Consider the following 22965-nt stretch of genomic DNA (forward strand, 5'->3'; position numbering starts at 1 on the left):
GACTTTTATGCCTATTATTCAAGTGCAAATGTTGGAAGGAAGACCAAAAGAAAAAGTAGCTGAGTTAATTCGGAATGTAACGAATACTGTTTCGGAAACGTTAGACGCACCAAAAGAGAATATTCGAGTCATCGTAACAGAAATTCCGAAAACTCATTGGGGAAAAGCTGGGGAGCCAATTGAAAAATAAAAAAGTGACTCTAGCATGGTGGTAAATACCTCCATGCTAAGTTGCGGCTAAAGATTTAAGTTTAATAGGTTCTGATGTGAAAACGAATACAAATACAACAAAAAGGCACTTTCCGGGACAGGAGGGTGCCTTTCAACATTTTACTTAAAATAAATCTTCTATTATATATATTTTTTTTTTAGAAAAATTTGGGTAAACCAATAACAACATTATCTTTAAGGGAGACACTGTCATGGGAGAATTTCCGAAAGAAATCGTTCCGCAATCCCAGAAATTTTTTGAACAACCAACTCTGGAACTGGCAAAGGCATTGCTCGGATGCCTCTTGGTAAAAGAAACTGATTTTGGTATGGCTGCAGGATATATTGTAGAAACAGAGGCCTATATTGGTCCAACTGATAGGGCTGCTCATAGTTACAATAACAAGCGGACGGGGAGAACAGAGATCATGTTCCATCGTTCTGGCCTTGTCTATACCTACCTCATGCATACTCACTGTCTCTTCAATGTGGTCAGCGGAGGTGAAGGAAATCCTGAAGCTGTATTGGTCCGTGCCTTAGAACCACGTTTTGGGATTGAACTGATGAAAAGCAGGAGAGAAATCAAAGAGCTGACAAAACTGACAGACGGTCCTGGAAAACTAACGAAATCATTAGGGATTACAATGGAGGACTATGGCAATTCACTGACACTCCCCCCTTTATTTATAGCTAAAGGTTTTAGTCCAGAGAGTATATCAGTCGGGAAAAGGATTGGAATTGACAACTCTGGCGAAGCCAAGGATTATCCATGGCGTTATTGGATTACCAATAATAAATTTGTTTCAAGACATCAAAAAGCTGAATATGTTGTTAAAAACGAATAATAGAGTAGGGAAGGCAGCTGCCTTTCTTATTTATTTGAGGAGTTTGGATAATCCCGATACCGGCTATAGTTCTTCTCAAATGCGAGCTTAATAACGCTCACCGGTCCGTTTCGATCCTTGGCAATATTGACGTTAATTAGTTCACACTCATTTGGACTCACTGGTTCATAATCATCCCGACTTAAAAGCATTATCACATCTGCATCCTGCTCAATTCTTCCCGAATCCCTTAAATCAGACATCACCGGACGTTTGTCTGCCCGTTGCTTCAAACAGATTTTCTTGGTGAATATTCGGCAAGCCAGGCTGGTATTGATCTTCGTTTGTTTGATAGAGTGTCGCATTCAATTCGCTCACGTCCTTTCTTCATCCATTCTTGCAATGTTTCTGGAAAATCATTATCTTCAAAGGGAAATACAGCAATATCACTAATCGCAGGTGGAAAAGGACTTTTTCTAATATGGTTTTTCACCTTCGCCAATACTTTCTCAAAATCCATTTCAGAACATAATTCAAACCATTGCAGTAGCGTATCATCCTTAATTATGAAGTTGGAGTATACTGATTCAATCAGTGCTAAAAGTTTGACTACTTCCTTCTTGGTCATTGATTTTCCTCCTCTAACAAGATTTTCCCTTCCTCAATTAACCGTTCGATACGATTAGACATGGATTCTTTCTTTGATTTTCTCTTCTGTTTGGTGTTCTTCTCTGCTTCTAGTTTTGTCCCTATCACCTTTTCGCAATACCATACGCTGCTAATTTTCCCGTTTGGATTCTTCGACTGATACTCATCCAAAATTTCAACTAACAATGGTTCTAGCTGCTCCGTTGTCACAGTTAGATTACAGATTCTATCCATTGCAATTTAATCTTTTGGGCTTAAAAGTACTCCTTGATTTCGTAAGGCGATAAAGGTGTTGGAAAGTTTCTCAACCCGCTTTTTCTTTGCGAAATCATCATTCGAATTTCTAGTGAAGGGAAGTTCAAGTTTTCATGAGGAGGATGATTATTTTTACTATTTTACTTTCTTGTTTTCTAAAAAGGACAGGGTCGAAAAAAATATTTTTTAATCAGCATTTCCTTTTAGGAAAGTTTATTATGAATGCTAGCTGGAGTTATTTGTAGGAGGGGAGGGCTTTTTATTGTAAAATAAATGAATTTTTGGAAAATAGCATTGACTCGTTCGAATGAAACATGATATAAACACAGTAAGAATTTTAGTACTTTAAAGCATATAGCTTACAAATAATGACAAAAAAGGATATACGGGAGGAATCACTTTCATGGGTAAACATAGCAAAATAATAGACTGTACCATTCGTGATGGAGGTTTAGTTAATAATTGGGATTTCAGTGTCGAATTTGTTCAAGACTTGTATAATAGTTTAAGTGCTGCGGGTGTCGAATACATGGAGATTGGTTACAAAAATTCTCCAAAACTACTCAATGCGACTGAACCAAATCCATGGAGATTTCTAGATGATAACTTTTTAAAAGAAATCTTTCCTGAGAAAGGCTTCACGAAGTTTTCTGCACTAGTAGATATTGGCCGTGTAGATCCAAATGATATTTTACCACGAGAGCAAAGTGTCCTAGATATGATTCGAGTGGCATGCTATATCCGTGAAGTAGATAAAGGATTAGAGCTTGTACAAATGTTCCATGATTTGGGTTATGAGACTTCACTTAATATTATGGCTTTATCGAGTGTACCTGAGAAGCAGCTTACGAAGGCATTTGATATGGTGAGGGAAAGTCCTGTAGATGTTGTATATATCGTCGATTCCTTCGGAAGCTTAGATCCTACAGATATCGAACACCAAGTAAAAAGGTTCCAAGAGCTAATCCCTAACAAACAGCTAGGAATCCATACACATAACAACATGCAGTTAGCATTTGCTAATACATTAGCGGCATTGCAAAACGGGGTTACATACCTAGATTCATCTGTTTATGGAATGGGTCGTGCTGCAGGTAACTGTAATACAGAACTTCTTGTTAGCTACATACAAAAGCCAAGCTATGAACTGAAGCCAGTGCTTGGTATGATTGAAAAGCATATGCTCGAAATGCGCCAAAGGTGGGAGTGGGGTTATATCATTCCGTATATGATTTCTGGTGTACTGAATGAACATCCACGTGTTGCCATGGCTTACCGTGATACCGATAATCGTGATAAATTTGTAGATTTTTATGACAAGGTAACTTCACCTGAGTCCTCAATTGCACCAGCAGTGAAATAGAAAATACAGCAAAAAGCACCTCACTTGTTTGAGGTGTTTTTTGTTTGGGTATCTGTCAAATTTAGCTATGCGCAAGTAAAATCGGTTATGCGCAAGTAAAATCGGTTATGCGCAAGTAAAATCGGTTATGCGCAAGTAAAATCGGTTATGCGCAAGTAAATTCGGTTATGCGCAAGTAAAATCGGTTATGCGCAAGTAAATTCGGTTATGCGCAAGTAAAATCGGTTATGCGCAAGTAAAATTGGCTATCCGCAAGTAAAATCGGTTATCCGCAAGTAAAATCTGCCTTCCGCAAGTAAATGCGGTTATCCGCAAGTAAAATCTGCCTTCCGCAAGTAAATGCGGTTATCCGCAAGAAAATCCGCTATCCACAAGTCTCCTATGCTCATAAATGATTGATAAATCCCAGATAAGAAGTAAAAACTATGTCATCTGGCATAATTTTAGGGAGGTAGACAAATGAAATGGAAAGGTAGACGGCAAAGTACTAACGTTGAAGTCCGCAGGGGAATGGGCATGGGTGGAAAGACAATGATTGGAGGCGGAATAGGAAGTATTGTCGTAATTCTCCTCTTTACTTTGCTTGGTGGAAACCCTGGAGATTTAATGAACAATAATCCGCCAACGAATGGTTCGAACACCAACGCCCCTATGAATGTATCCACCCAAGAGGAGGAATTGGCGGATTTTGTTTCTGTAGTTCTTGCTGATACAGAAGATGTGTGGTCCAATCAATTCGAGAAACGAGGAATGGTATACGAAAATCCTAAGCTCGTTTTGTTTAGGGACAGCGTTCAATCTGCGTGCGGATTAGCGAGTTCAGCTGTAGGACCTTTTTATTGTCCGGGTGACCACAAGCTTTATATTGATTTGAGTTTTTATCAGGAACTAAAACAAAGATTCCAGGCACCTGGTGATTTTGCGATGGCGTACGTCATTGCCCATGAGGTAGGCCACCATGTCCAAACCCTTTTACATAGCGGGGACGAAGCTTCACAAGCCGAGAAGCGGACCAATGAGTATTCAGTCCGATTTGAATTGCAGGCAGACTACTTGGCTGGAGTTTGGGCCCACTATGCCGAAGGGAAGGGCTATCTTGAAAAAGGTGACCTTGAAGAGGCGCTTAATGCGGCAAATGCGGTAGGAGATGATAATATCCAGAAAAAAGCACAAGGGTATGTTGTTCCTGAAAGCTTTACACATGGAACCTCCGAGCAGAGGGAAAGATGGTTTAATAAAGGTTTTAAAAACGGTACATTAGAGGGTGGAGACACCTTTAACGCCGCAAATCTTTAAAAATAATGATAAATTAACGATTGAACATCTAAAGGCTCCTCTACGCATTAAGCGTAAAGAAGCCTTTTATATTACGTAAACGTTTATGTATGTAGTCATTTAGTACGTATCTATTTATAGTTTCAAAAGAAGTTTCTCTCTTTTTTGTAGGAAAATTAGAAATTTCTAATAACTAATATCCTACTTATACTAAATTCCAAGGAAATATATGTTATAATTCTATCAAATTAATGATAAGCACTAGACTATTATAGCAAGGAGTGAATCCAATGATAATACGAAGTAAAGCGGATGTTGAGCAGTTTTGCGAGAGGTTTGGTGATGTGGCAAGTTGGGATGGTTCGAAGCACTATATTGCCGTACAAGATGAAGAAAACAGCGGCACCCTAACATTTATGCAATATCCAGATGGCACACTGACTGCACATAGGAAATATAAAACGTATTGGGACATCAATGAGCTTCCTGTTGACAGTAAAGATATATGGAAGTATAGAAAATTTTTAAATAGCTACTTGAAAACTATCAATAATTAACGAAGGCGACTCTTTTTTCGGGGTCGCTTTCTTTATTTTAGTGATATTTTCATAGAATTAAATAGTATGCATTAAATCATATTTTTTAGAAAAACTAACGGATAGTCTAGATATAATGGAAAGCAATTTAAAGAGGTGAGACAAGTGGATGTCACACATCCAACTGAGTTTGAGACATATCTTTTTCACGAAGGAAATTTGTTTGAGAGTTATAAAGTTTTTGGTGCACATTCTGAAACACAAGGAAGAGAAAAGGGCACTCGCTTTACAGTTTGGGCTCCTAGAGCTAACCAAGTCCATGTTGTCGGGGATTTCAATAATTGGAATGGTAGTAATCATGAAATGACTCGACTTAATAAACAAGGAATTTGGTCACTGTTTATTCCTGGTCTGCTTGAAAATGCCCTATACAAGTATCAAATAAAAACGGCTGCCGGAGACACCATCCTTAAATCAGATCCATATGCATTTTATTCAGAAGTCAGGCCGAATACAGCATCTATTATCTATGACTTGGAAGGATATAATTGGCAGGATCAGAAGTGGTTTCAAAATAAGAAAAAGAAAACTGTGTATGAACAACCGCTTGCCATTTATGAGGTGCATTTAGGTTCTTGGAAGAAAAAGGCTGAAGAAGAGTTTTATACATATAAAGAGCTAGCGGATGAGTTGATTCCATACGTACTTGAACATCACTTTACACATATTGAACTTTTGCCACTCGTTGAACATCCTTATGACCGTTCTTGGGGATACCAAGGAACAGGATACTATTCTGCAACAAGTCGATATGGGTCGCCGCACGATTTAATGTATTTTATTGACCAATGTCATCAAAGTGGAATAGGTGTCATTCTTGATTGGGTTCCGGGGCATTTTTGTAAGGATGCCCATGGTTTGTATATGTTTGATGGACAGACTACGTATGAATATGAAGATGTTTACGTAAAAGAAAATCTGATTTGGGGAACAGCGAATTTTGATTTGGGAAAAGGTGAAGTGCAAAGCTTTTTAATTTCTAACGCTTTATTTTGGATCAAATACTATCATATTGATGGATTCCGGGTTGATGCTGTTGCCAATATGCTTTTCTGGCAAGCCGGGGGGGAATCTCAAAAAAATGATTATGCGGTTAGCTTCTTAAGAAAGCTGAATGAGGTTGTGTTTGAAGCCGAACCTAATCTGCTTATGATAGCTGAGGATTCGACAGATTGGCCACTTGTGACAAGACCCACCTCTGAAGGCGGTTTAGGCTTTAATTATAAGTGGAACATGGGTTGGATGAACGATATTTTAAAATATATGGAAGCAGAACCGCAGAACAGAAAGTATTTGCATGATAAAGTAACCTTCTCCATCCTATATACTTTTACAGAAAACTTCGTCTTACCTTTATCGCATGATGAGGTAGTTCATGGAAAAAAATCACTGCTAAATAAAATGCCAGGAGATTACTGGCGGAAATTTGCACAGCTGCGTCTTTTATTCGGGTATTTACTGACACACCCTGGTAAAAAGCTGCTGTTTATGGGTGGAGAGTTTGGTCAGTATGATGAATGGAAGGATTTAGAGGATTTAGATTGGGAGTTACTCGATTTTGACATGCATCGCATGTTGCAAGATTACTTTAAAGAATTGATGCAGCTATATAAACGGTCGAAAGCGTTGTGGGAGCTGGATCATACGTACGAAGGCTTTGAATGGATAGATGCAGATAACAAAGATCAAAGTATATTCTCGTTTATCAGAAAAGACAAAAAAGATGACACTCTTATTATCGTATGTAATTTTACAGAGGTTGTTTATGAGAACTATAAGGTTGGTGTACCTTCTCACGCATTTTACAATGAAATTTTTAATAGTGATCTAATTCAATATGGCGGTTCTGGTCAGGTGAATAAAAAGAAAATCCAAGTAATCAAAGAGCCGTTTCACAACCAGCCATGTCACCTCGAAATGACAATCCCGCCGTTTGGGATCTCCATCTTACGACCAGTTAAAACCAGAAAGGGGACGAATAGCAATGGTACAAAAAAAGTGCGTAGCAATGTTGCTAGCAGGAGGACAAGGTAGCCGTCTCGGTGCTCTTACTAGATATATTGCCAAGCCGGCTGTTTCATTCGGTGGCAAATATCGAATAATAGATTTTCCATTAAGTAATTGTACAAACTCTGGAATTGAAACTGTAGGTGTGTTAACACAATATCAACCACTGGTTTTACACTCTTATATCGGAATCGGTGCAGCTTGGGATTTAGATAGAAGTAATGGCGGAGTCACAGTATTGCCTCCGTATGCGGAAACTTCTGGCGTGAAATGGTATAAAGGCACTGCCAGCGCGATTTACGAAAATATTAATTATATAAAGCAATACAATCCGGAATATGTACTTATTCTTTCAGGTGACCATATTTACAAGATGGATTATTCTAAAATGCTTGATTATCATATTGAAAAGGATGCAGATGTTAGTATCTCTGTAATAGAAGTTCCTTGGGATGAAGCAAGCCGTTTTGGAATTATGAATACGAACATGAACTTAGATATTATCGAATTTGAGGAAAAACCAAAGTCTCCAAAAAGTAATTTGGCTTCTATGGGGATTTACATCTTTAATTGGTCCGTTTTAAGAACGTTTTTAGAGATAGACGATAATAATCCAGAATCCTCCAATGATTTTGGGAAGGATATTATTCCATTATTACTGGAAGAAAATAAAAAGGTGGTCGCATATCCATTCAAGGGATACTGGAAGGACGTAGGTACTGTAAAAAGTTTATGGGAAGCTAATATGGACTTATTAAATGAAGAAACTGAGCTAGAACTTTATGACCGAAATTGGAGAATTTACTCTGTAAATCCGAACCAGCCCCCACAATATATCTCTCCCACAGCTCAAATAGAGGAGTCTCTCATTAATGAAGGCTGTATAGTAAAAGGAAACATAAAGCATTCTGTTTTATTCCAGGGCGTAACGGTCGAAGAAGGTAGTGTCATTCAGGACTCCGTTATCATGCCCAATGCTGTGATTGGAAAAAATGTAATCATCGAGAAAGCCATCATCGCTGAAGAAATGGTTGTAGAGGATAATACCATCATTCGTCCTGAAAAGAACAAGGATGAAGTCATACTGGTTGCTAAGGATGTTTAGTAAAAACTCATAGGAAAGGAATTAGATACTATGCCGCAATCTATGCTTGGAATTATTAATGCAACCCATGAGTTGGATACGTTTCAAAATTTAACAGCACATCGTTCCATAGCAGCACTTCCTTTTGCAGGACGATATCGTTTAATCGATTTTATGTTATCGAATATGGTGAATTCAGGGATTACGAGTGTGGCTATTTTCACCGGTCATGGGGTAAGGTCCCTTATGGACCATTTAGGATGTGGAAAGCAATGGGACTTGGATAGAAAACGAGATGGACTATTCGTGTTCACACCTGATGGCAAATCTAAAAACGAGGAATTTGGATCCTTCGCACATTTAGCAAAGAATATTACCTTTTTCTTACGCAGCAGGCAAAAATACGTTGTGATTACAAATTCCAATATTATTGGAACTATAAATTTTAGTTCTGTTTTGGATTATCATATTGAAACCGATGCGAATATTACAGAGGTCGTTCATAATGGAGAATCGTTGCAGACGTATATTTTAGAAAAAGAACTATTGCTCTCTTTATTTGAGCAATACAAAGATCAGGGCTATTACAGTATTATAGATGTCATAAATGAGCGACTTGATCATTTTAAAGTTGAAAAGTATGACTGTAAGGAATATATTGCAATTATAGACTCTCTCAATCATTACTATAAACATAGCATGGATATGCTTCAGTCAACAGCATATCATCAGGTATTTACGAAAAACGAGCCCATCTTTACAAAGGTAAAGGATGAACCTCCAACCCGATATAAGACCGGTGCCAAAGTTTCTAATTCCTTGATTGCAAATGGCTGCATGATCCAAGGAGAAGTGGAAAATTGCATTATTTCCCGTGCGGTTAAAATCGGGAAAGGCGCTGTTATTCGTAATTCCATTATTATGCAAAAAACGCAAATTGAAGATAATTGTGTTATCGATGGAGTCATTATTGATAAGGATGTTAAAATTGAAAGTGGTGTCAAATTAACAGGTACAAGAGAAAACCCTTATGTGGTAGAAAAAGGGACAGTACAAAAGGGGAGCTAAAAAAGTGAAAGTTTTATTTGCCGTATCTGAGTGTGTTCCGTTTGTGAAAACCGGTGGCCTTGCGGACGTAGCAGGCGCACTTCCTAAAGAGTTGAAAAAATTAGGTACAGAAGTTCATGTTATGTTACCAAATTACAGTTTAATTTCTGATGAGTTTAAACAAACCTTTCAATTTAAAACATCTATTGAAGTGCAGGTAGGATCGACGAATCAATATTGTGGCATCTTTACTACGGAACTTGAGGGAATTACCTACCATTTTATTGATAACGAATATTACTTTCATCGGAGTTCATTGTACGGACAAGATGATGATGGAGAACGATTTTCGTTTTTCTCAAAGGCAGTACTCGAGTGTATCCCACATCTGGATTTTATTCCAGATGTGATTCATTCTCATGACTGGCATACAGCCATGGTGAATTTTTTATTAAAGTTCCAGTATCGTCATCAACCGATGTATGCAAATATAAAAACCGTATTCACGATTCATAATTTGCAATTTCAAGGTATCTTCCCATTTGAGAAAATTAGTGAACTGTTACGATTAGATCCTCAATATTTTAACATGGAACTGCTCGAATTTTATGGAAATGTTAACTTTATGAAGGGTGGTATCGTTTCATCTGATAGTGTCACAACCGTAAGCCCAACCTATAAAGAGGAAATACAATTTCCTTATTTTGGTGAAAGGCTGGATGGACTATTACGAAAGCACAGCGATAAACTAATAGGAATTGTAAATGGTATTGACGATTCAGTTTACAATCCAAAAGTAGACCGTGATATCGCTGTTCCTTATGACCTTGATACCATAGAAGGAAAACTAGAAAATAAGAGAGCATTACAACAACATTTCGGGTTACCCGAAAAAGAAAACACACCTATTATTGCAATGGTAACACGCTTAACCTCACAAAAAGGTTTAGACTTAGTCATGCATGTATTTCACGAAATAATTCAAGATGATGTACAATTCATCTTGCTTGGTTCTGGTGACTATTATTTTGAAAATTTCTTTAATCAAATGACCCAAGAATACCCGGATAAAGTGAAGGTATACATTGGTTTCAATGAGGCGTTAGCCCATCAAATTTATGCAGGGGCCGATTTGTTTTTAATGCCTTCGCAGTTTGAACCATGTGGATTAGGACAGCTAATTGCCTTGCAGTATGGAACAATACCTATCGTTAGAGAAACAGGCGGATTAAATGATACCGTTCAATCTTATGATGAATCAACTCATATTGGTAATGGCTTTTCATTTAAGAATTTGAACGCCCATGATTTGCTGTATACCGTTAGAAGAGCCTTAAATTTTTATCATCAAAATGAAAATTGGAGTCGCTTAATAGAGAATGCGATGGCTCAGGATTATAGTTGGCTGCAGTCCGCTAAGAAATATAATGAAATATATGAGAAGCTGCTTGAAGCCTCAGTGGAGTAATGGAGAATTGTTATCATTCAAAGGGAAGATGTAAGTTAATTTGCAGCTTACATCTTCTTCCTTTTAAAGGTAGTTCATTTTAGATTTAAACAGTTTGTTGTTGCTGTTGGCGTAGTTTTCGTGCAGCTGTCACCATATTTTTTAATGATAGAATGGTTTCATCTTCATGTCGTGTTTTTAATCCACAATCTGGATTCACCCAAAACTGTTGTTTTGAAATAATCTCTAAGCTGTCTTTTAAGATGGTGTCGATTTCTTCTACACTTGGAACACGGGGACTGTGTATATCATACACACCTAAACCGATACCAAGTTCATATGGCTTTTGTTTTAGTGATTGAATTAATTCTCCATGGCTTCTGGATGTTTCTATTGAAATGACATCTGCATCAAGGGCACGAATCGGCTCTATAAAGCTATTAAACTCGCAATAACACATATGAGTATGAATTTGTGTTTCATTTCTTACACTAGAAGTCGCGAGCTTGAACGCATTAATTGTCCATGATAAATATTGATTCCAGTCTTCTTTCCTTAATGGCAAGCCTTCACGTAATGCAGGCTCATCCACCTGAATAATGACAATGCCTGCATTTTCTAATGCTTGAACCTCTTCTTTTAGGGCTAAGGCAATTTGGTAGGCTACAAGATCACGGGAGATATCATCACGGACAAAAGACCAATTTAAGATCGTGACAGGTCCAGTTAACATCCCTTTAACATACTTTGTCGTTAATCGCTGTGCCTCTACTACTTCCTTCACTGTCATTGGGGATGTCCACTCAACGTCACCATAAATAATCGGCGGTTTTACACAACGTGACCCATAAGATACCACCCAGGCTTTATCTGTAAAAGCAAACCCTTTCAGCTTTTCAGCAAAGTACTCTACCATATCGGTTCGCTCAAATTCCCCATGCACTAAGACATCCAGGCCAATTTCTTCCTGAATTCGAATCCATCGGGCGGTTTCACTTTTCACAAACTCAGCGTAATCAGAGTCGGTTATTTCTTTTTTGCGCCATGCCGTCCGTGTTCGTTTTACTAGATCTGATTGAGGGAAGCTTCCAATGGTTGTTGTTGGAAAATCCGGTAATTGTAACGCCTCTTGCTGTAATGGTTGACGTACCTTAAAGGGCATTGGACGTGTAAAATGTTCTGGTTTGACTTGTAATAAAAGCTCCTTTACATATGGGTTTTGCCTCGCCTTATGCTGCTCTAAGGCTTGAATTGCCGCCATACTTTGCGACACACTTTTACTTCCTGACCAATTCTCGTCTAATACGAAGGATGTAATATTTGTTAACTCGACGATTTTCTCATCGGCAAAGGACAATGCATTTAGTAATGTCGCATCAAGAGTCTTTTCTGTTTTAGTTGTGACAGGTACATGCTGTAAACTGCAAGTAGATTGAACCCAGGCTTCATTTACACCGCTTAAGGATAAAATTGCTCTTGTTATCATTGCTTTTTCAGCTAAATTTGCCCTCCAAATATCACGCCCGTTTATGATTCCAATCCCTAATACTTTATCTTGTGGGAAACCATATTTACGGAGTGAAGCCATATTCTCATCAGCACCATGAATAAAATCTAGACCAACTCCTGCAACAGGTAGGTTAATGAGCTCTTCATACGATGACAGTCCTTCAAAATAGGTTTGTAACATCAGTTTCGCTGCTGGTACTTCTTCTGCTAATTGTTTATAAATTTGTTGAACTAGTTTAATATCTTCAGGTGCTAGTGAAAGGACTAAAGCTGGTTCTTCCACTTGAATCCACTCTGCCCCTGCATCTACAAGTTGTTGGAGTACTTGAGCATAAAGAGGTAAGAGTCTTAAAATAAAGGATGCTTTGGATATCGAATTGTAGCCCTTCGATAGGTGAACAAAAGAATAGGGACCTATAATGGTCGGCGTTGTAATTAGACCTAGTTCAAACTTCGCTTCTAAAAAATAATCTAAAATATAGTTTTGAGTTAATTCTAGTGACTGGTCTTCATACTCAGGTACAATGTAGTGGTAGTTTGTATTAAACCATTTGGTCATCTCAGAAGCCACAACATTGTTAGCCCCGCGTGCCATTGCGTAATAAGTGGTAAAATCTACCTTTGCACCTGTCCAGTTATAACGGGCTGGGATTAAACCGAACATAGTCGCAATGTCCAGCATACGGTCATAAAAGGTAAAATCTCCGACCGTAAGAATGTCTAAGCCTAAGGTTTGCTGGTGTTTCAAATGATTCAAGCGTATGGTCTTCATCTCAAAGATAAATTCTTCCTCTGATTTCTTACCCTTCCAAAAAGATTCAACACAACGTTTCCACTCCCGATTACCACCTATGTATGGGTAACCTATGGCAGTACTGACTAAATTCATTTTACGCTTCCTCCTTTACATTTACATATTCCAAATACAAAAAAGCCATCTCCACGAAAAGGAAATGGCTCTACATTCAAGTTAAAGGTATGTCCAAGAAATGAAACAACTCATAACTCGTTTGTCGTACGAATGTCACCACCTATTCCACGTAGGTATTTGGTGTGTACTAGAAATGGCAGGTCTCCTGGCTCATCATCAATGTTCATCACACCTTCCCATCAAAAGACAGTGGTATTTGTGATTCACTCAGACTTACAGTTGCGGGACAGCGACGGAATTTCACCGTTCTTCCCTTTTAAGCCAAGCCTCAGCTTGGCACCAATTCTTACACGATATGTAATTGCCAATTAATATAACATACTCATAATCTGGTGTACACAATTTTCTGTGAATTTATTTATGTTATTGTCAAAGTAGACAATGTATATTATATTTGTGGATATACAATATTTAGTGTTTATTATTAGGATGTAACACTAAATATAGATAATGACCAAGTATAATGGTGTCTGTATAGACTTAATAGGGAATCTGGTGAAAATCCAGAGCTGTACCCGCAACTGTAAGTGCTGACGAAATAATCATATCCACTGTCTTTGGACGGGAAGGGATTAGAGTAGGTAGAAGCACCAGTCAGGAGACCTGCCATTTGTATTACGTATTATCTTCTTCGGGAGTTGGGAGGATATAACGAGGGTATGCCTACTATTACAGTGACCAAGTACTGTATGAATAGATTATTCCACGTTATAAACCCATCTTCATTGATGGGTTTTTTGTTGTTTCACTCGCGAAGTCAATTCGATAAGAAAAGAGGAATGGCTATGGTGGAAAATAGTGTTTATTCAGAAAAAGAAACAGTTCTTGCAGCAGTGAAAAGAGTTTCTGAAAAATATAATCTGGATACAACTGAATTATTTAAAAAAATTGGTAATCTAGAAGACTCAACAATCTATGAACAATCCCTTTTTTATGCATTAAATCAAATCTCAATGACCGACCCAAATTGGACATTTCTAGCAGCAAATCTGTATTTACATGAACTTTATCGGAATGCTTCAAACAGCAGGGGGTATAAGCCTGATTGTAAATACGGAGATTTTTACATACTAATCGCTGAATTAACTAGAATAGGAATCTACTCTAAGGATTTATTACAAGATTACACAAAAGAAGAGATTGAAATATTAGCTGGAGAAATAAATCCAGAACGGGATTTTTTGTTTAATTATATAGGGTTATTTTTACTAGCCGATCGTTACCTGGCAAAAGATTACGAAGGTAATCTATATGAATTGCCTCAAGAACGTTTTATGATTATCGCCATGACTTTGATGAGAAAAGAACAAAAAGAGAACAGGTTAAACTTTGTAAAAGAAGCATACTGGGCACTAAGCAACTTATATATGACAGTGGCTACACCGACTCTATCAAATGCTGGGAAAAGTTTTGGTCAGCTCTCTTCCTGTTTTATTGATACAGTAGAAGATTCTTTAGATGGAATTTATTTGAATAATTGGGATACTGCTAGATTAAGTAAAGATGGTGGTGGTCTAGGTGTGTACCTTGGAAAGGTACGTGCCTTAGGTTCAGATATTAAGAAATTTAAAGGTAATTCATCTGGGGTTGTACCTTGGATTCGTCTTATTAATGATACAGCTGTGAGTGTCGACCAATTGGGACAAAGGCAAGGGGCTGTCGCTGTTTATTTAGATGTTTTTCATAAAGATATTATGAATGGCTTTTTAGACCTAAAAACAAATAACGGAGATGAAAGGCGAAAGGCTCATGATATTTTTACAGGTGTTTCGATTCCAGACTTGTTTATGAAAAAATTAGAAGAGGTTGATGAAAACGGTAGAAGTATTGGAGAATGGGATACCTTTTGTCCTCATCAAGTAAAACAAATCATGGGGTGGAAGGATCAAGAAGGCAATCCCCTGGGCTTGGAAGATTTTTATGATGAGTGTGACATAAAGTTTTTTACAGAAAAGTACGAGGAAGCCGCAAAACATCCACTACTTCCTCGAAAAACCTATCGAGCAATGGATATTATGGCAAGGATTATGATTTCTCAATTAGAAACAGGTACTCCATATATGTTTTATCGAGATGAAGTAAATCGCCAAAATCCCAACAAACATGTAAGAGGCAACGGACGTGCATCGATTTTTTGCAGTAATTTGTGTACAGAAATAACCCAGAATATGTCTGCCACAACAATTATTAAAGAATTTAAGGATGAAGAAGGAAATATTGTCATTGTTCGAAAACCTGGTGACTTTGTTGTCTGCAATCTATCATCTATTAATCTGCCGAAATCCGTAAAAGCAAATGTTTTAGGAAGATTAATCCCAATTCAAATGAGAATGCTTGATAATGTTATTGATCTCAATACCATTGCCGTCGGACAAGCTGAGGTGACAAATAAGCAATATCGTCCAGTGGGATTGGGTACGTTTGGCTGGCATCATCTACTTGCATTAGAGGGGATTTTTTGGGAATCCGAAAGGGCTGTTAAATACGCTAATCAACTTTATGAAGAAATTGCATATCTTACGATTCGTTCATCTATGGAATTAGCCAAGGAAAAGGGTGCCTATCAAAAGTTTGAAGGCTCAGAGTGGCAATCAGGCAAGTACTTTGAACGCAAAGGGTATGAATCAGACCGATGGATCCAATTGATGAAGGATATTTCAACGTATGGGGTTCGAAATGGCTGGATGATGGCGATCGCCCCAAACTCATCCACCGCAAAGATTGGTGGTTCAACAGATGGAATCGATCCTTTATATGCAGTTGAATATGCAGAGGAGAAGAAAAATTTCAAGTTTAAAGTCACCGCACCTGATTTAGATTATAACAGTTACAATTTTTATCGGCGTACTAGGCATGTTCTGGATCAGAATTGGAGTATTTTGCAAAACGCAGCCAGGCAGCGCCATATTGACCAATCGATAAGCTTTAATCTCTATGTTCGTCATGATATTAAAGCACTAGAGTTATTAAATCTTCTTATGCAAGCATGGAAGCAGGGCTTAAAAACAACCTATTACATAAGAAGCACTTCACAAACTGAGATAGAAGAATGTGAAGCATGCCAAAGTTAGAACAAATGATTGAGGAGGTCTTTATTTGATGATACATACACCAATAAACAAAATAAAATTACTAAATCCAAATTTTCCAAACAAATCTACTAGGATAATAAATGGAGAGTCATCAGGTATTCTTAATTGGAATGATATTGCCTATCCGAATATGTACGACTTATATCAAACTCTATTATCGAACTTTTGGAAACCGCAAGAAATTAATATGCAGGATGATATTAAACAATGGGATTTCCTTAGTGAACATGAAAAGGATGTGTTTCTGCGTATTAATACGCAGCTTGCTTCACTAGATAGCTTGCAGACCCCAACGATGAGTCAAGTAATGGATTATGTGAGTGACTCTAGTTTCAAAGCGATCTTTGCGGTTATTTCACAACAAGAAGCCGTTCATAATGAATCGTATTCTTATATACTAAGCTCGCTTGTTCCCATTGGCGAACAAAATGAACGATTTAATCAAGCAAAAAGTGATGACATTGTCCGAAAACGAAATCAATTAATTTTAGACGCATATGAAGAATTTAGACAAAATCCAACCCCACAATCGTTATTTAATTTATGTGTAAATTCCATCAATCTTGAAGGTATTTACTTTTACGCAGGTTTTGCTTTCTTCTATCATTTAGCACGTCAGCAAAAAATGCTGAAAACAAGTACGATGATTAGTTATATTCAACGGGATGAAATGCAGCATGCCTATTTTATTTCTCAATTTATTCGAATCCTTTTAACTGAAAATCCTGAACTTCATACGGATGAAAATATCCAATATGTCCATGAAACAATTAGTGAGGCAGTTGCACTAGAAAAAGAGTGGGCTCACTATATATTATCCGAAATAAAAGGGATTGATTTAGTAGAATTCGATGGATATGTAGAATATTTGGCAAATAAACGATTGAGACAACTTGGCTTGAAAAATCTTTATGATGAAAGAAGCAATCCAATGCCGTGGATTCAAATCTTTGGAGATGAAATGATGAATGAAACGAAGTCGGATTTCTTTGAACAAAAGTCCAGAACCTATTCAAAGGTTTCACAGTCCAATGGATTTGACGAATTGTAAAATATCCGTTGCCATTGTTTATGCGTCCGTATCCGGAAACACGAAAGTATTGGCTGAAGAACTTTATCGGATTTTGCTAGGGAAGGCAGGCAATATATCAATTTATAGTATAAATGAGTTTTCATTAGCAGACTTAAGTAAATTTAATGCAGTGGCTATAGGAACGTACACATGGGGAAATGGTGAAATTCCTAGGGAAATGAGGCAACTCTATCAAGTGTTTGAATCAATTAAGGGAAAAGACATTACTACTGCCGTTTTTGGAACGGGAGATAGCTTTTATCCAATGTTTTGTGGAGCGGTCGATCAATTTCGAGACATGCTGTACGTCCACACAAACTTAGCTGCTACATTGAAGGTAGAACTATTGCCGCAAGAACAGGATTTAAATCGTTGCAGAAAATTTGTTGAAATACTGCTATTGCGAACAAGTATGCAAAAACAGGTAATGTAGTTTATGGGGTGGATTTTCTGTAGATTTAAAGTTATTATTTTTTAAATATATTGTCACCTGATTATTATCATGTTACTATTAGTTGAAATTAAATCCCTTTAAATCTGGTCCAGAGAGGCCAAAAAGGCGAATGTATACTTCATAACATATTTATTATGTCTATGAATGCCTTTTTGTCCTTTGGATGGAAAGGCATTTTATTTTTGCTCAAAATCTTTTAAGTTGAGTCCTGTGAGGCTCGAAAGGAGAACAACAAGAATGGATTATCGTAAAAAAACAGTAGTCGCATCAGTAGCAGGTTTAACACTAGAGGGAATGGATATTATGTTCATATCCTTTGCCATGTCGATGATTATTTCTGAATTTCAAATTGATATGGCAGCCGGTGGACTTATTTCTTCTATTACTAATTTAGGAATGCTCGCTGGGGGAGTCATTTTCGGTATTTTAGCAGATAAATTTGGGAGAGTTAGAATCTTTACCTATACCATCCTATTATTTGCTGTCGGAACTGCCTTAACCGGGCTCGCACAAAATATTGAACAAGTATATTTATTTCGATTTATTGCAGGCTTAGGTGCAGGTGGAGAATACGGTATCGGGATGGCTCTAGTAGCTGAGGCCTGGCCAAAAAATAAACAAGGGCGCGCTTCCTCGTATGTAAGTGTCGGTGCTCAATACGGTGTTATCCTAGCAGCTCTTCTTAGTGCGATGATTCTTCCGTCTTGGGGATGGAGAGGGTTGTTCTTCGTAGGATTGGCCCCAGTTATTTTCGCCTTTATCGTTCGAAAGAAACTTGACGAATCACCGGCATGGCTGGAGTCTCAAAAGAATAAGCAACAGGTTCAGAAGCAAGGGAAACTAAAACAATTATTTGCAACACCTAAAACTACAGTAACTACGCTTGCTTTAGCAATAATGGCAACTGTACAAATTGCTGGTTATAATGGTTTGATGATTTGGCTTCCATCCATGCTCCAGCAATCGCAAGGCTTATCTGTTTCAAGCTCGGCGCTTTGGACCATCAGTACCGCAGCGGGTATGATTGCTGGGATGTTAACATTTGGACAATTTATGGATCGGTTTGGTATGAAGCGCTCATATGGAATCTTCTTATTAGCTTCGGCTGTTGCTGTCTTCCTATATTCCTTTGCTTCAGGCAGTACAGGACTCCTAATTGGCGGTGCAATTGTAGGGTTCTTCTCAAATGGAATGTTTGCAGGTTATGGAGCTTTAATTAGTAAGTATTATTCAGTAGAAATTCGCAGTACAGCAACGAATACTATTTTTAACTTCGGAAGAGCTTTAGGGGGATTATCACCAATCTTAGTTGGATATATCCTGCAACACGCAAATGTAACGGTAGCCATGACGTACCTAGCATTACTTTACTGTATCTCCTTTATAGCGATGATTAGTTTGCGAAAAGGTAAAGGTATTAAAGAAGAATTCAATAGTTTATCAGAAGCAATCTAAAGTAGAAAGCCATTCTCTCCATCATGAATGTAGGTGGGAATGGCTTTTTACTGTTATAAAATAAATTTTTGAATAATCATTTGAATCGCTTGAATGAAACATGATGGAGGTACTTGGTTTGTCTTCACTAAAAACTCTACTTTTTTAATCCTCGATATGTTGCAGTGGTTAATTCTAGAATATATTCCTCAAGCTCGGGCATGTCCATTTCTTTTGCGATATGTATGGATGCTTCGATATCATATGGAACTCGAACAAGCTGAATCGAAAAAACTCCATTTTCACTTTGATTATATTCTCCTTCGAGAATGGCATAGGATGCCTGAGTAAGGTCAAGAGGATTCCCTACGCTGCCCACGTTACATAAGGTTTTACCTTTAATATTTTGTTGATATGCATTATGAATATCTCCATAAAAGACAATATCAGGCTCTCTTTTTCCTGCAATATTTTCTGTGAGTTCTGTGTTTTCGAACATACTTAAGCGACGTTCAAGAGAGTCCCACGGTTGAATTCTTTCATATACACTCCGCGGTGAAGCATGAAACATTCTAACTAGTTTTCCGCTCATCATAAATTCTTCTGAAAACGGTAGTTCTTCTAAATCATTCATTTGTATTTTCGTTAATTGGTTTTGATGCCATTTGATTGTGTCTGACTCTTGGGGTTTAGGAAAGAAATCATCCCAATTCCCTCTAACCACTTTTTCACAATGCTTTTGGACCATTTGTATTGCCATGCTTGATTGAGGTCCTTTGCCTACTAAATCACCCAAGCAAATAATTCTCTTAATTTGTCTAGATTCGATATCAGCCAGTACAGATTCTAAAGCAGGTATATTTCCGTGAATGTCTGAAATAATAGCAATTTTCTCCATTTTGCAAAACTCCTAATGATTAATATGAAGGTAATTCTCCATTTAAATCTTCATATCCTTTATATCCTCCCGAAATGGTTTATGCAAGTTTTAATAGCTATCCGCCGCTACATTCAATTATCCTCTAAAACCGATGTTCATAAGACGTGCCATAGTAGAATAAATTTCAAATTAGTGTGGAAATTTTTTTCTAGGAGGAAATGAAATGAATGAAGTTTTTGAAAGGTCAGCCAGATTTGAACATCGTTTTTGGCTTCAAATAGTAGGTGATCATTCTAGGTTTATTTTTGAAGCCCTTGCCCCCATTCAAAAAGTTGAGCTTGAGATTGCCACGAATTTTATTAATATATTTGATGCACTTCTAGAACACGCAAAATCCTCTCCATTGACACAACTAACAGCTCAAGTAGAACCAGAGGTCCTAAAATTAAGGGAATTCAAATTAGACTTAATTAGACAACATCTCGTTGGAAAAATCAAAATCCACCTCTCACCTACTTTTATTAATCATATGGTAAATGAATTAGAGGAATATTTAAGGATTATCAATCATTTAAAAGAGGGGAATATGCCACCAGTTTACCATGAACTTCATCATCACCTGCTTTGGTTATTAGACGCAGCAGGTCATTCAGACGCTATTTATTCAAATTTAGATGGTGTAGAAGTGCAATTAAGAAAGAAAAGTAAGACATTTAAGAAGGATTTCGAAGGCTTTTATCTAAAAGCTGTAGAGCTGGCAGGCTATTTAAGAACCAATTTGACGACCTTTCCAGCTTTGGCAAAAATGACGAATGAGGCACAATTAGAAATTAAGTTATTTCAAAATTTTTTAACGGAACTAGAAGAATTAGAACTAAGTAACCAAGCATTAGGAACATTTGCACCTCTAATGGCTGACCATATGTACCGGGAAGAATGTTATTATCTAATGAAATTAGCAGAATCGGCAAACATTGATCCGCCAAATTGTGACCCTGCTAAACCTCGACTTAAGGAATGAAAAAACTTGTGGACAATGTTCTTAAGAGATATGGCATTTGTTGCAGAACGTTACCAAAAAAACACATAATAAAATAAAATTAAAGGATTATTTATATAAATCCATCCCCCTTCATATTATTTAATAATTATTAATAGGATAGTGGGGGATCTCGGATGGATATTCATAAATGTCCGGAATGTAGGGCATTAAGACTGTTTGAAGAGGGTAAATGTATAAATTGTGGGTATTGTTCCAGTATTAGAGCATCAATAAATGCACTTTATTCTAAAAAAAAGAATAGTAAATACCAAGAATATGAAACAATAAAAAGGTTAAGAGGAAATAGATTTAGTTCGTGAGGTCATTAAAGGAGTAGGGGAAAGATAAAGAAAAAATAAGGTGACAGGCACCCCCAAATTATATGGAGTGTACCTGGCACCTTTTTGTACTTCATGTTCTCTCTACACCTAGATTCCTAATTTAAGAGGCGGATTCCATTTCCAATGTTGTTGACCTTTTTTTGGTATGTGTAAACTTCAAATTACCTGCAACTATTCCCCCTAATATTAAAATAACACCCAGCCATTGGAACATACTAACATGCTCGGATAGGACTATCGCGGATAAGATTACAGCTATTGGAAGTTCAGAGGACGTTAAAATGGTCCCAAGTCCTGGTCCAACATGCGGCATCCCGATAGTAAATAAAATCGGCGGCAAGACTACCCCTAATAGGCCAAGATACAAACCGTACGGTGCAATTTCCAATAAAACTGGTAATTGCAAAAACCCTGTTGGCGGATTGAGAATAAAAACAGTAATTAAGCCCCCAGTGGTAAACAGAGCACTCTTTTGCACGACTGGTGTATCTTTTTCAACTGAGCTGCTAACAAAGATAAAAGTGGTATAGGTCAAAGCGGAAAGCATTCCCCAACCAGTTCCTTGCCAAGTAATATCTCCGAAGCCCACTCCAATAATTCCTGATGCAAAAATGGAACCAATAAGTAGAATTCCAATAGAAACCATTTTTCCAAGTGTGGGTGCCTTTTTATAAAAAATCCACTCGAATAAGCTGCCAATCCAAACAAATTGAAATAAAAAGATAATCGCAAGCGAAGCATTTAGGGATTGCAGTGATTGGTAATAAAATAGACTTGTTAAACCAAGTGGAATTCCTGATATAAGTAATTTGCCTATTTTCGGCAGTGTCAGTTTTTTCTTTTTCGAAAAAAGAGCTGCTATCCAGATTAAAAGAGTCCCCATTAAGAATTGACTTCCCGTTACCTGAGCACTCGTAAAACCTGCGGAATAAGCTAGCTTTACAAAAGTTGATAATGCTCCATAACAGCAGCCTCCTATTAAAACAATTAGTGCGTATTGCCAAGTTTTCATGTTTTTTACCCCTTTCAATTCTAAAAAAACAAACAAAAAAGCCACACAGCTATATAAAAGCTGTGTGGCGAAAATAGAGATTCTCTAGAAAAGTCCACATACAATGTTTTTTTGAAATTCAATTTACCTTTGCCATCATAAATGAAAACAAAACGAATGTCAATAAAAAAGAGTTTGGTTATGAATAAAAAAACTTGTTAAGGATAGTAAAGTCAATTTATTTTCAAAACAAAAACGGAACTTGAGGGTGAAAGTTGTGCGAACTACAGGATTTCTAATCTTAATTTTAATAAGTACAATCTCTCTAGTTGTTCTTATAGACAAAATACAAGGCCATGATTTGTCCGAAGCATGGTTTAGTCTTAGTAAATTATTAAAGGTAGCTAAAGGAGAAGATTATTTTCTTATTTTGATTTGTTTCATAATATTGGTTCTGCTAATT

At 37.3% G+C, this 22965-nt stretch carries 20 protein-coding genes and 2 riboswitches; of the genes, 14 read left to right on the forward strand and 6 right to left on the reverse strand.

Going from position 1 to position 22965, the window contains the following annotated elements:
* Window positions 1-7: 7 nt before the first annotated feature.
* Together M3189_RS03900 and M3189_RS03905 are read left to right on the forward strand one after the other, a co-directional pair.
* Complete coding sequence (locus M3189_RS03900) at window positions 8-190, forward strand: 4-oxalocrotonate tautomerase (protein ID WP_251632252.1); 183 nt, start codon at window positions 8-10, stop codon at window positions 188-190.
* A gap of 232 nt (window positions 191-422) precedes the next feature.
* Window positions 423-1055, forward strand: coding sequence for a DNA-3-methyladenine glycosylase (locus M3189_RS03905; RefSeq protein WP_251632254.1), 633 nt, complete (start codon window positions 423-425; stop codon window positions 1053-1055).
* Between the two features lie 26 nt (window positions 1056-1081).
* Here the strand turns inward: M3189_RS03905 and M3189_RS03910 are convergent, their stop codons facing one another.
* The 3 genes from M3189_RS03910 to M3189_RS03920 are packed head-to-tail and all read right to left on the reverse strand — an operon-like array spanning window position 1082 to window position 1916.
* The gene (locus M3189_RS03910) at window positions 1082-1399 is read right to left on the reverse strand and encodes a DnaB-like helicase C-terminal domain-containing protein (RefSeq protein WP_353057391.1); all 318 of its coding nucleotides are present in this window, start codon (window positions 1397-1399) and stop codon (window positions 1082-1084) included.
* Window positions 1324-1662, reverse strand: coding sequence for a replicative helicase loader/inhibitor (locus tag M3189_RS03915; protein ID WP_251632258.1), 339 nt, complete (start codon window positions 1660-1662; stop codon window positions 1324-1326). The genes M3189_RS03910 and M3189_RS03915 overlap by 76 nt, the downstream gene beginning before the upstream one ends.
* A complete protein-coding gene (locus M3189_RS03920) occupies window positions 1659-1916 on the reverse strand; it encodes a hypothetical protein (RefSeq protein WP_251632260.1) in 258 nt (85 codons plus the stop codon). Before M3189_RS03920 ends, M3189_RS03915 begins: the two co-directional genes overlap by 4 nt.
* Window positions 1917-2340: 424 nt before the next feature.
* Between M3189_RS03920 and M3189_RS03925 the strand changes: the two genes are divergently transcribed.
* The 7 genes from M3189_RS03925 (at window position 2341) to glgA (ending at window position 10777) form a co-directional block, all read left to right on the forward strand.
* Entirely contained in the window at window positions 2341-3300 is a 960-nt protein-coding gene (locus M3189_RS03925) for an aldolase catalytic domain-containing protein (RefSeq protein WP_251632262.1), read from the forward strand.
* 459 nt (window positions 3301-3759) lie between these two features.
* Window positions 3760-4596, forward strand: a complete 837-nt coding sequence (gene ypfJ / locus M3189_RS03930; RefSeq protein ID WP_251632265.1) for a KPN_02809 family neutral zinc metallopeptidase — start codon at window positions 3760-3762, stop codon at window positions 4594-4596.
* Window positions 4597-4865: 269 nt separating this feature from the next.
* Entirely contained in the window at window positions 4866-5132 is a 267-nt protein-coding gene (locus M3189_RS03935; RefSeq protein WP_251632267.1) for a hypothetical protein, read from the forward strand.
* Window positions 5133-5330: 198 nt separating this feature from the next.
* Window positions 5331-7205, forward strand: a complete 1875-nt coding sequence (glgB, locus tag M3189_RS03940) for a 1,4-alpha-glucan branching enzyme (protein WP_435368060.1) — start codon at window positions 5331-5333, stop codon at window positions 7203-7205.
* Window positions 7156-8283, forward strand: coding sequence for a glucose-1-phosphate adenylyltransferase (locus tag M3189_RS03945; protein ID WP_251632270.1), 1128 nt, complete (start codon window positions 7156-7158; stop codon window positions 8281-8283). Before glgB ends, M3189_RS03945 begins: the two co-directional genes overlap by 50 nt.
* Before the next feature lie 30 nt (window positions 8284-8313).
* On the forward strand, window positions 8314-9330 hold the full coding sequence (locus M3189_RS03950) for a sugar phosphate nucleotidyltransferase (protein ID WP_251632272.1): 1017 nt from the start codon (window positions 8314-8316) through the stop codon (window positions 9328-9330).
* A 4-nt stretch (window positions 9331-9334) separates the two neighbouring features.
* Window positions 9335-10777 (forward strand): glycogen synthase GlgA, encoded by a 1443-nt coding sequence (gene glgA, locus M3189_RS03955; protein ID WP_251632281.1) that lies wholly within the window; start codon window positions 9335-9337, stop codon window positions 10775-10777.
* Between the two features lie 85 nt (window positions 10778-10862).
* Here the strand turns inward: glgA and metE are convergent, their stop codons facing one another.
* Window positions 10863-13154, reverse strand: coding sequence for a 5-methyltetrahydropteroyltriglutamate--homocysteine S-methyltransferase (gene metE / locus M3189_RS03960; protein WP_251632283.1), 2292 nt, complete (start codon window positions 13152-13154; stop codon window positions 10863-10865).
* Between the two features lie 160 nt (window positions 13155-13314).
* A riboswitch (cobalamin riboswitch) is annotated at window positions 13315-13495 on the reverse strand.
* Window positions 13496-13643: 148 nt separating this feature from the next.
* Window positions 13644-13821, forward strand: a riboswitch (cobalamin riboswitch).
* 154 nt (window positions 13822-13975) lie between these two features.
* Here metE and M3189_RS03965 point away from each other — a divergent pair.
* The 4 genes from M3189_RS03965 (at window position 13976) to M3189_RS03980 (ending at window position 19269) form a co-directional block, all read left to right on the forward strand.
* Window positions 13976-16267 carry a ribonucleoside-diphosphate reductase subunit alpha gene (locus tag M3189_RS03965; RefSeq protein ID WP_285889428.1) on the forward strand — a complete coding sequence of 764 codons (2292 nt, stop codon included), beginning with the start codon at window positions 13976-13978 and terminating at the stop codon, window positions 16265-16267.
* A gap of 28 nt (window positions 16268-16295) precedes the next feature.
* Complete coding sequence (locus M3189_RS03970) at window positions 16296-17339, forward strand: ribonucleotide-diphosphate reductase subunit beta (RefSeq protein WP_251632982.1); 1044 nt, start codon at window positions 16296-16298, stop codon at window positions 17337-17339.
* Window positions 17320-17793 carry a flavodoxin domain-containing protein gene (locus tag M3189_RS03975; protein ID WP_251632287.1) on the forward strand — a complete coding sequence of 158 codons (474 nt, stop codon included), beginning with the start codon at window positions 17320-17322 and terminating at the stop codon, window positions 17791-17793. Before M3189_RS03970 ends, M3189_RS03975 begins: the two co-directional genes overlap by 20 nt.
* A gap of 258 nt (window positions 17794-18051) precedes the next feature.
* Window positions 18052-19269 carry an MFS transporter gene (locus M3189_RS03980; protein ID WP_251632289.1) on the forward strand — a complete coding sequence of 406 codons (1218 nt, stop codon included), beginning with the start codon at window positions 18052-18054 and terminating at the stop codon, window positions 19267-19269.
* Window positions 19270-19405: 136 nt separating this feature from the next.
* On the opposite strand, the gene M3189_RS03985 is transcribed toward M3189_RS03980, so the two are convergent.
* Window positions 19406-20146: a metallophosphoesterase family protein gene (locus tag M3189_RS03985; RefSeq protein WP_251632291.1), complete on the reverse strand. Its 741-nt coding sequence runs from the start codon at window positions 20144-20146 to the stop codon at window positions 19406-19408.
* A gap of 205 nt (window positions 20147-20351) precedes the next feature.
* On the opposite strand from M3189_RS03985, the gene M3189_RS03990 reads away from it, so the two are divergent.
* On the forward strand, window positions 20352-21149 hold the full coding sequence (locus M3189_RS03990) for a DUF2935 domain-containing protein (RefSeq protein ID WP_251632293.1): 798 nt from the start codon (window positions 20352-20354) through the stop codon (window positions 21147-21149).
* Window positions 21150-21611: 462 nt separating this feature from the next.
* Here the strand turns inward: M3189_RS03990 and M3189_RS03995 are convergent, their stop codons facing one another.
* Window positions 21612-22523: an EamA family transporter gene (locus M3189_RS03995; protein ID WP_251632295.1), complete on the reverse strand. Its 912-nt coding sequence runs from the start codon at window positions 22521-22523 to the stop codon at window positions 21612-21614.
* Window positions 22524-22965 lie beyond the last annotated feature (442 nt).

The organism is Neobacillus niacini (genome assembly GCF_023715415.1).
Lineage (GTDB): Bacteria > Bacillota > Bacilli > Bacillales > Cytobacillaceae > Neobacillus > Neobacillus niacini_C.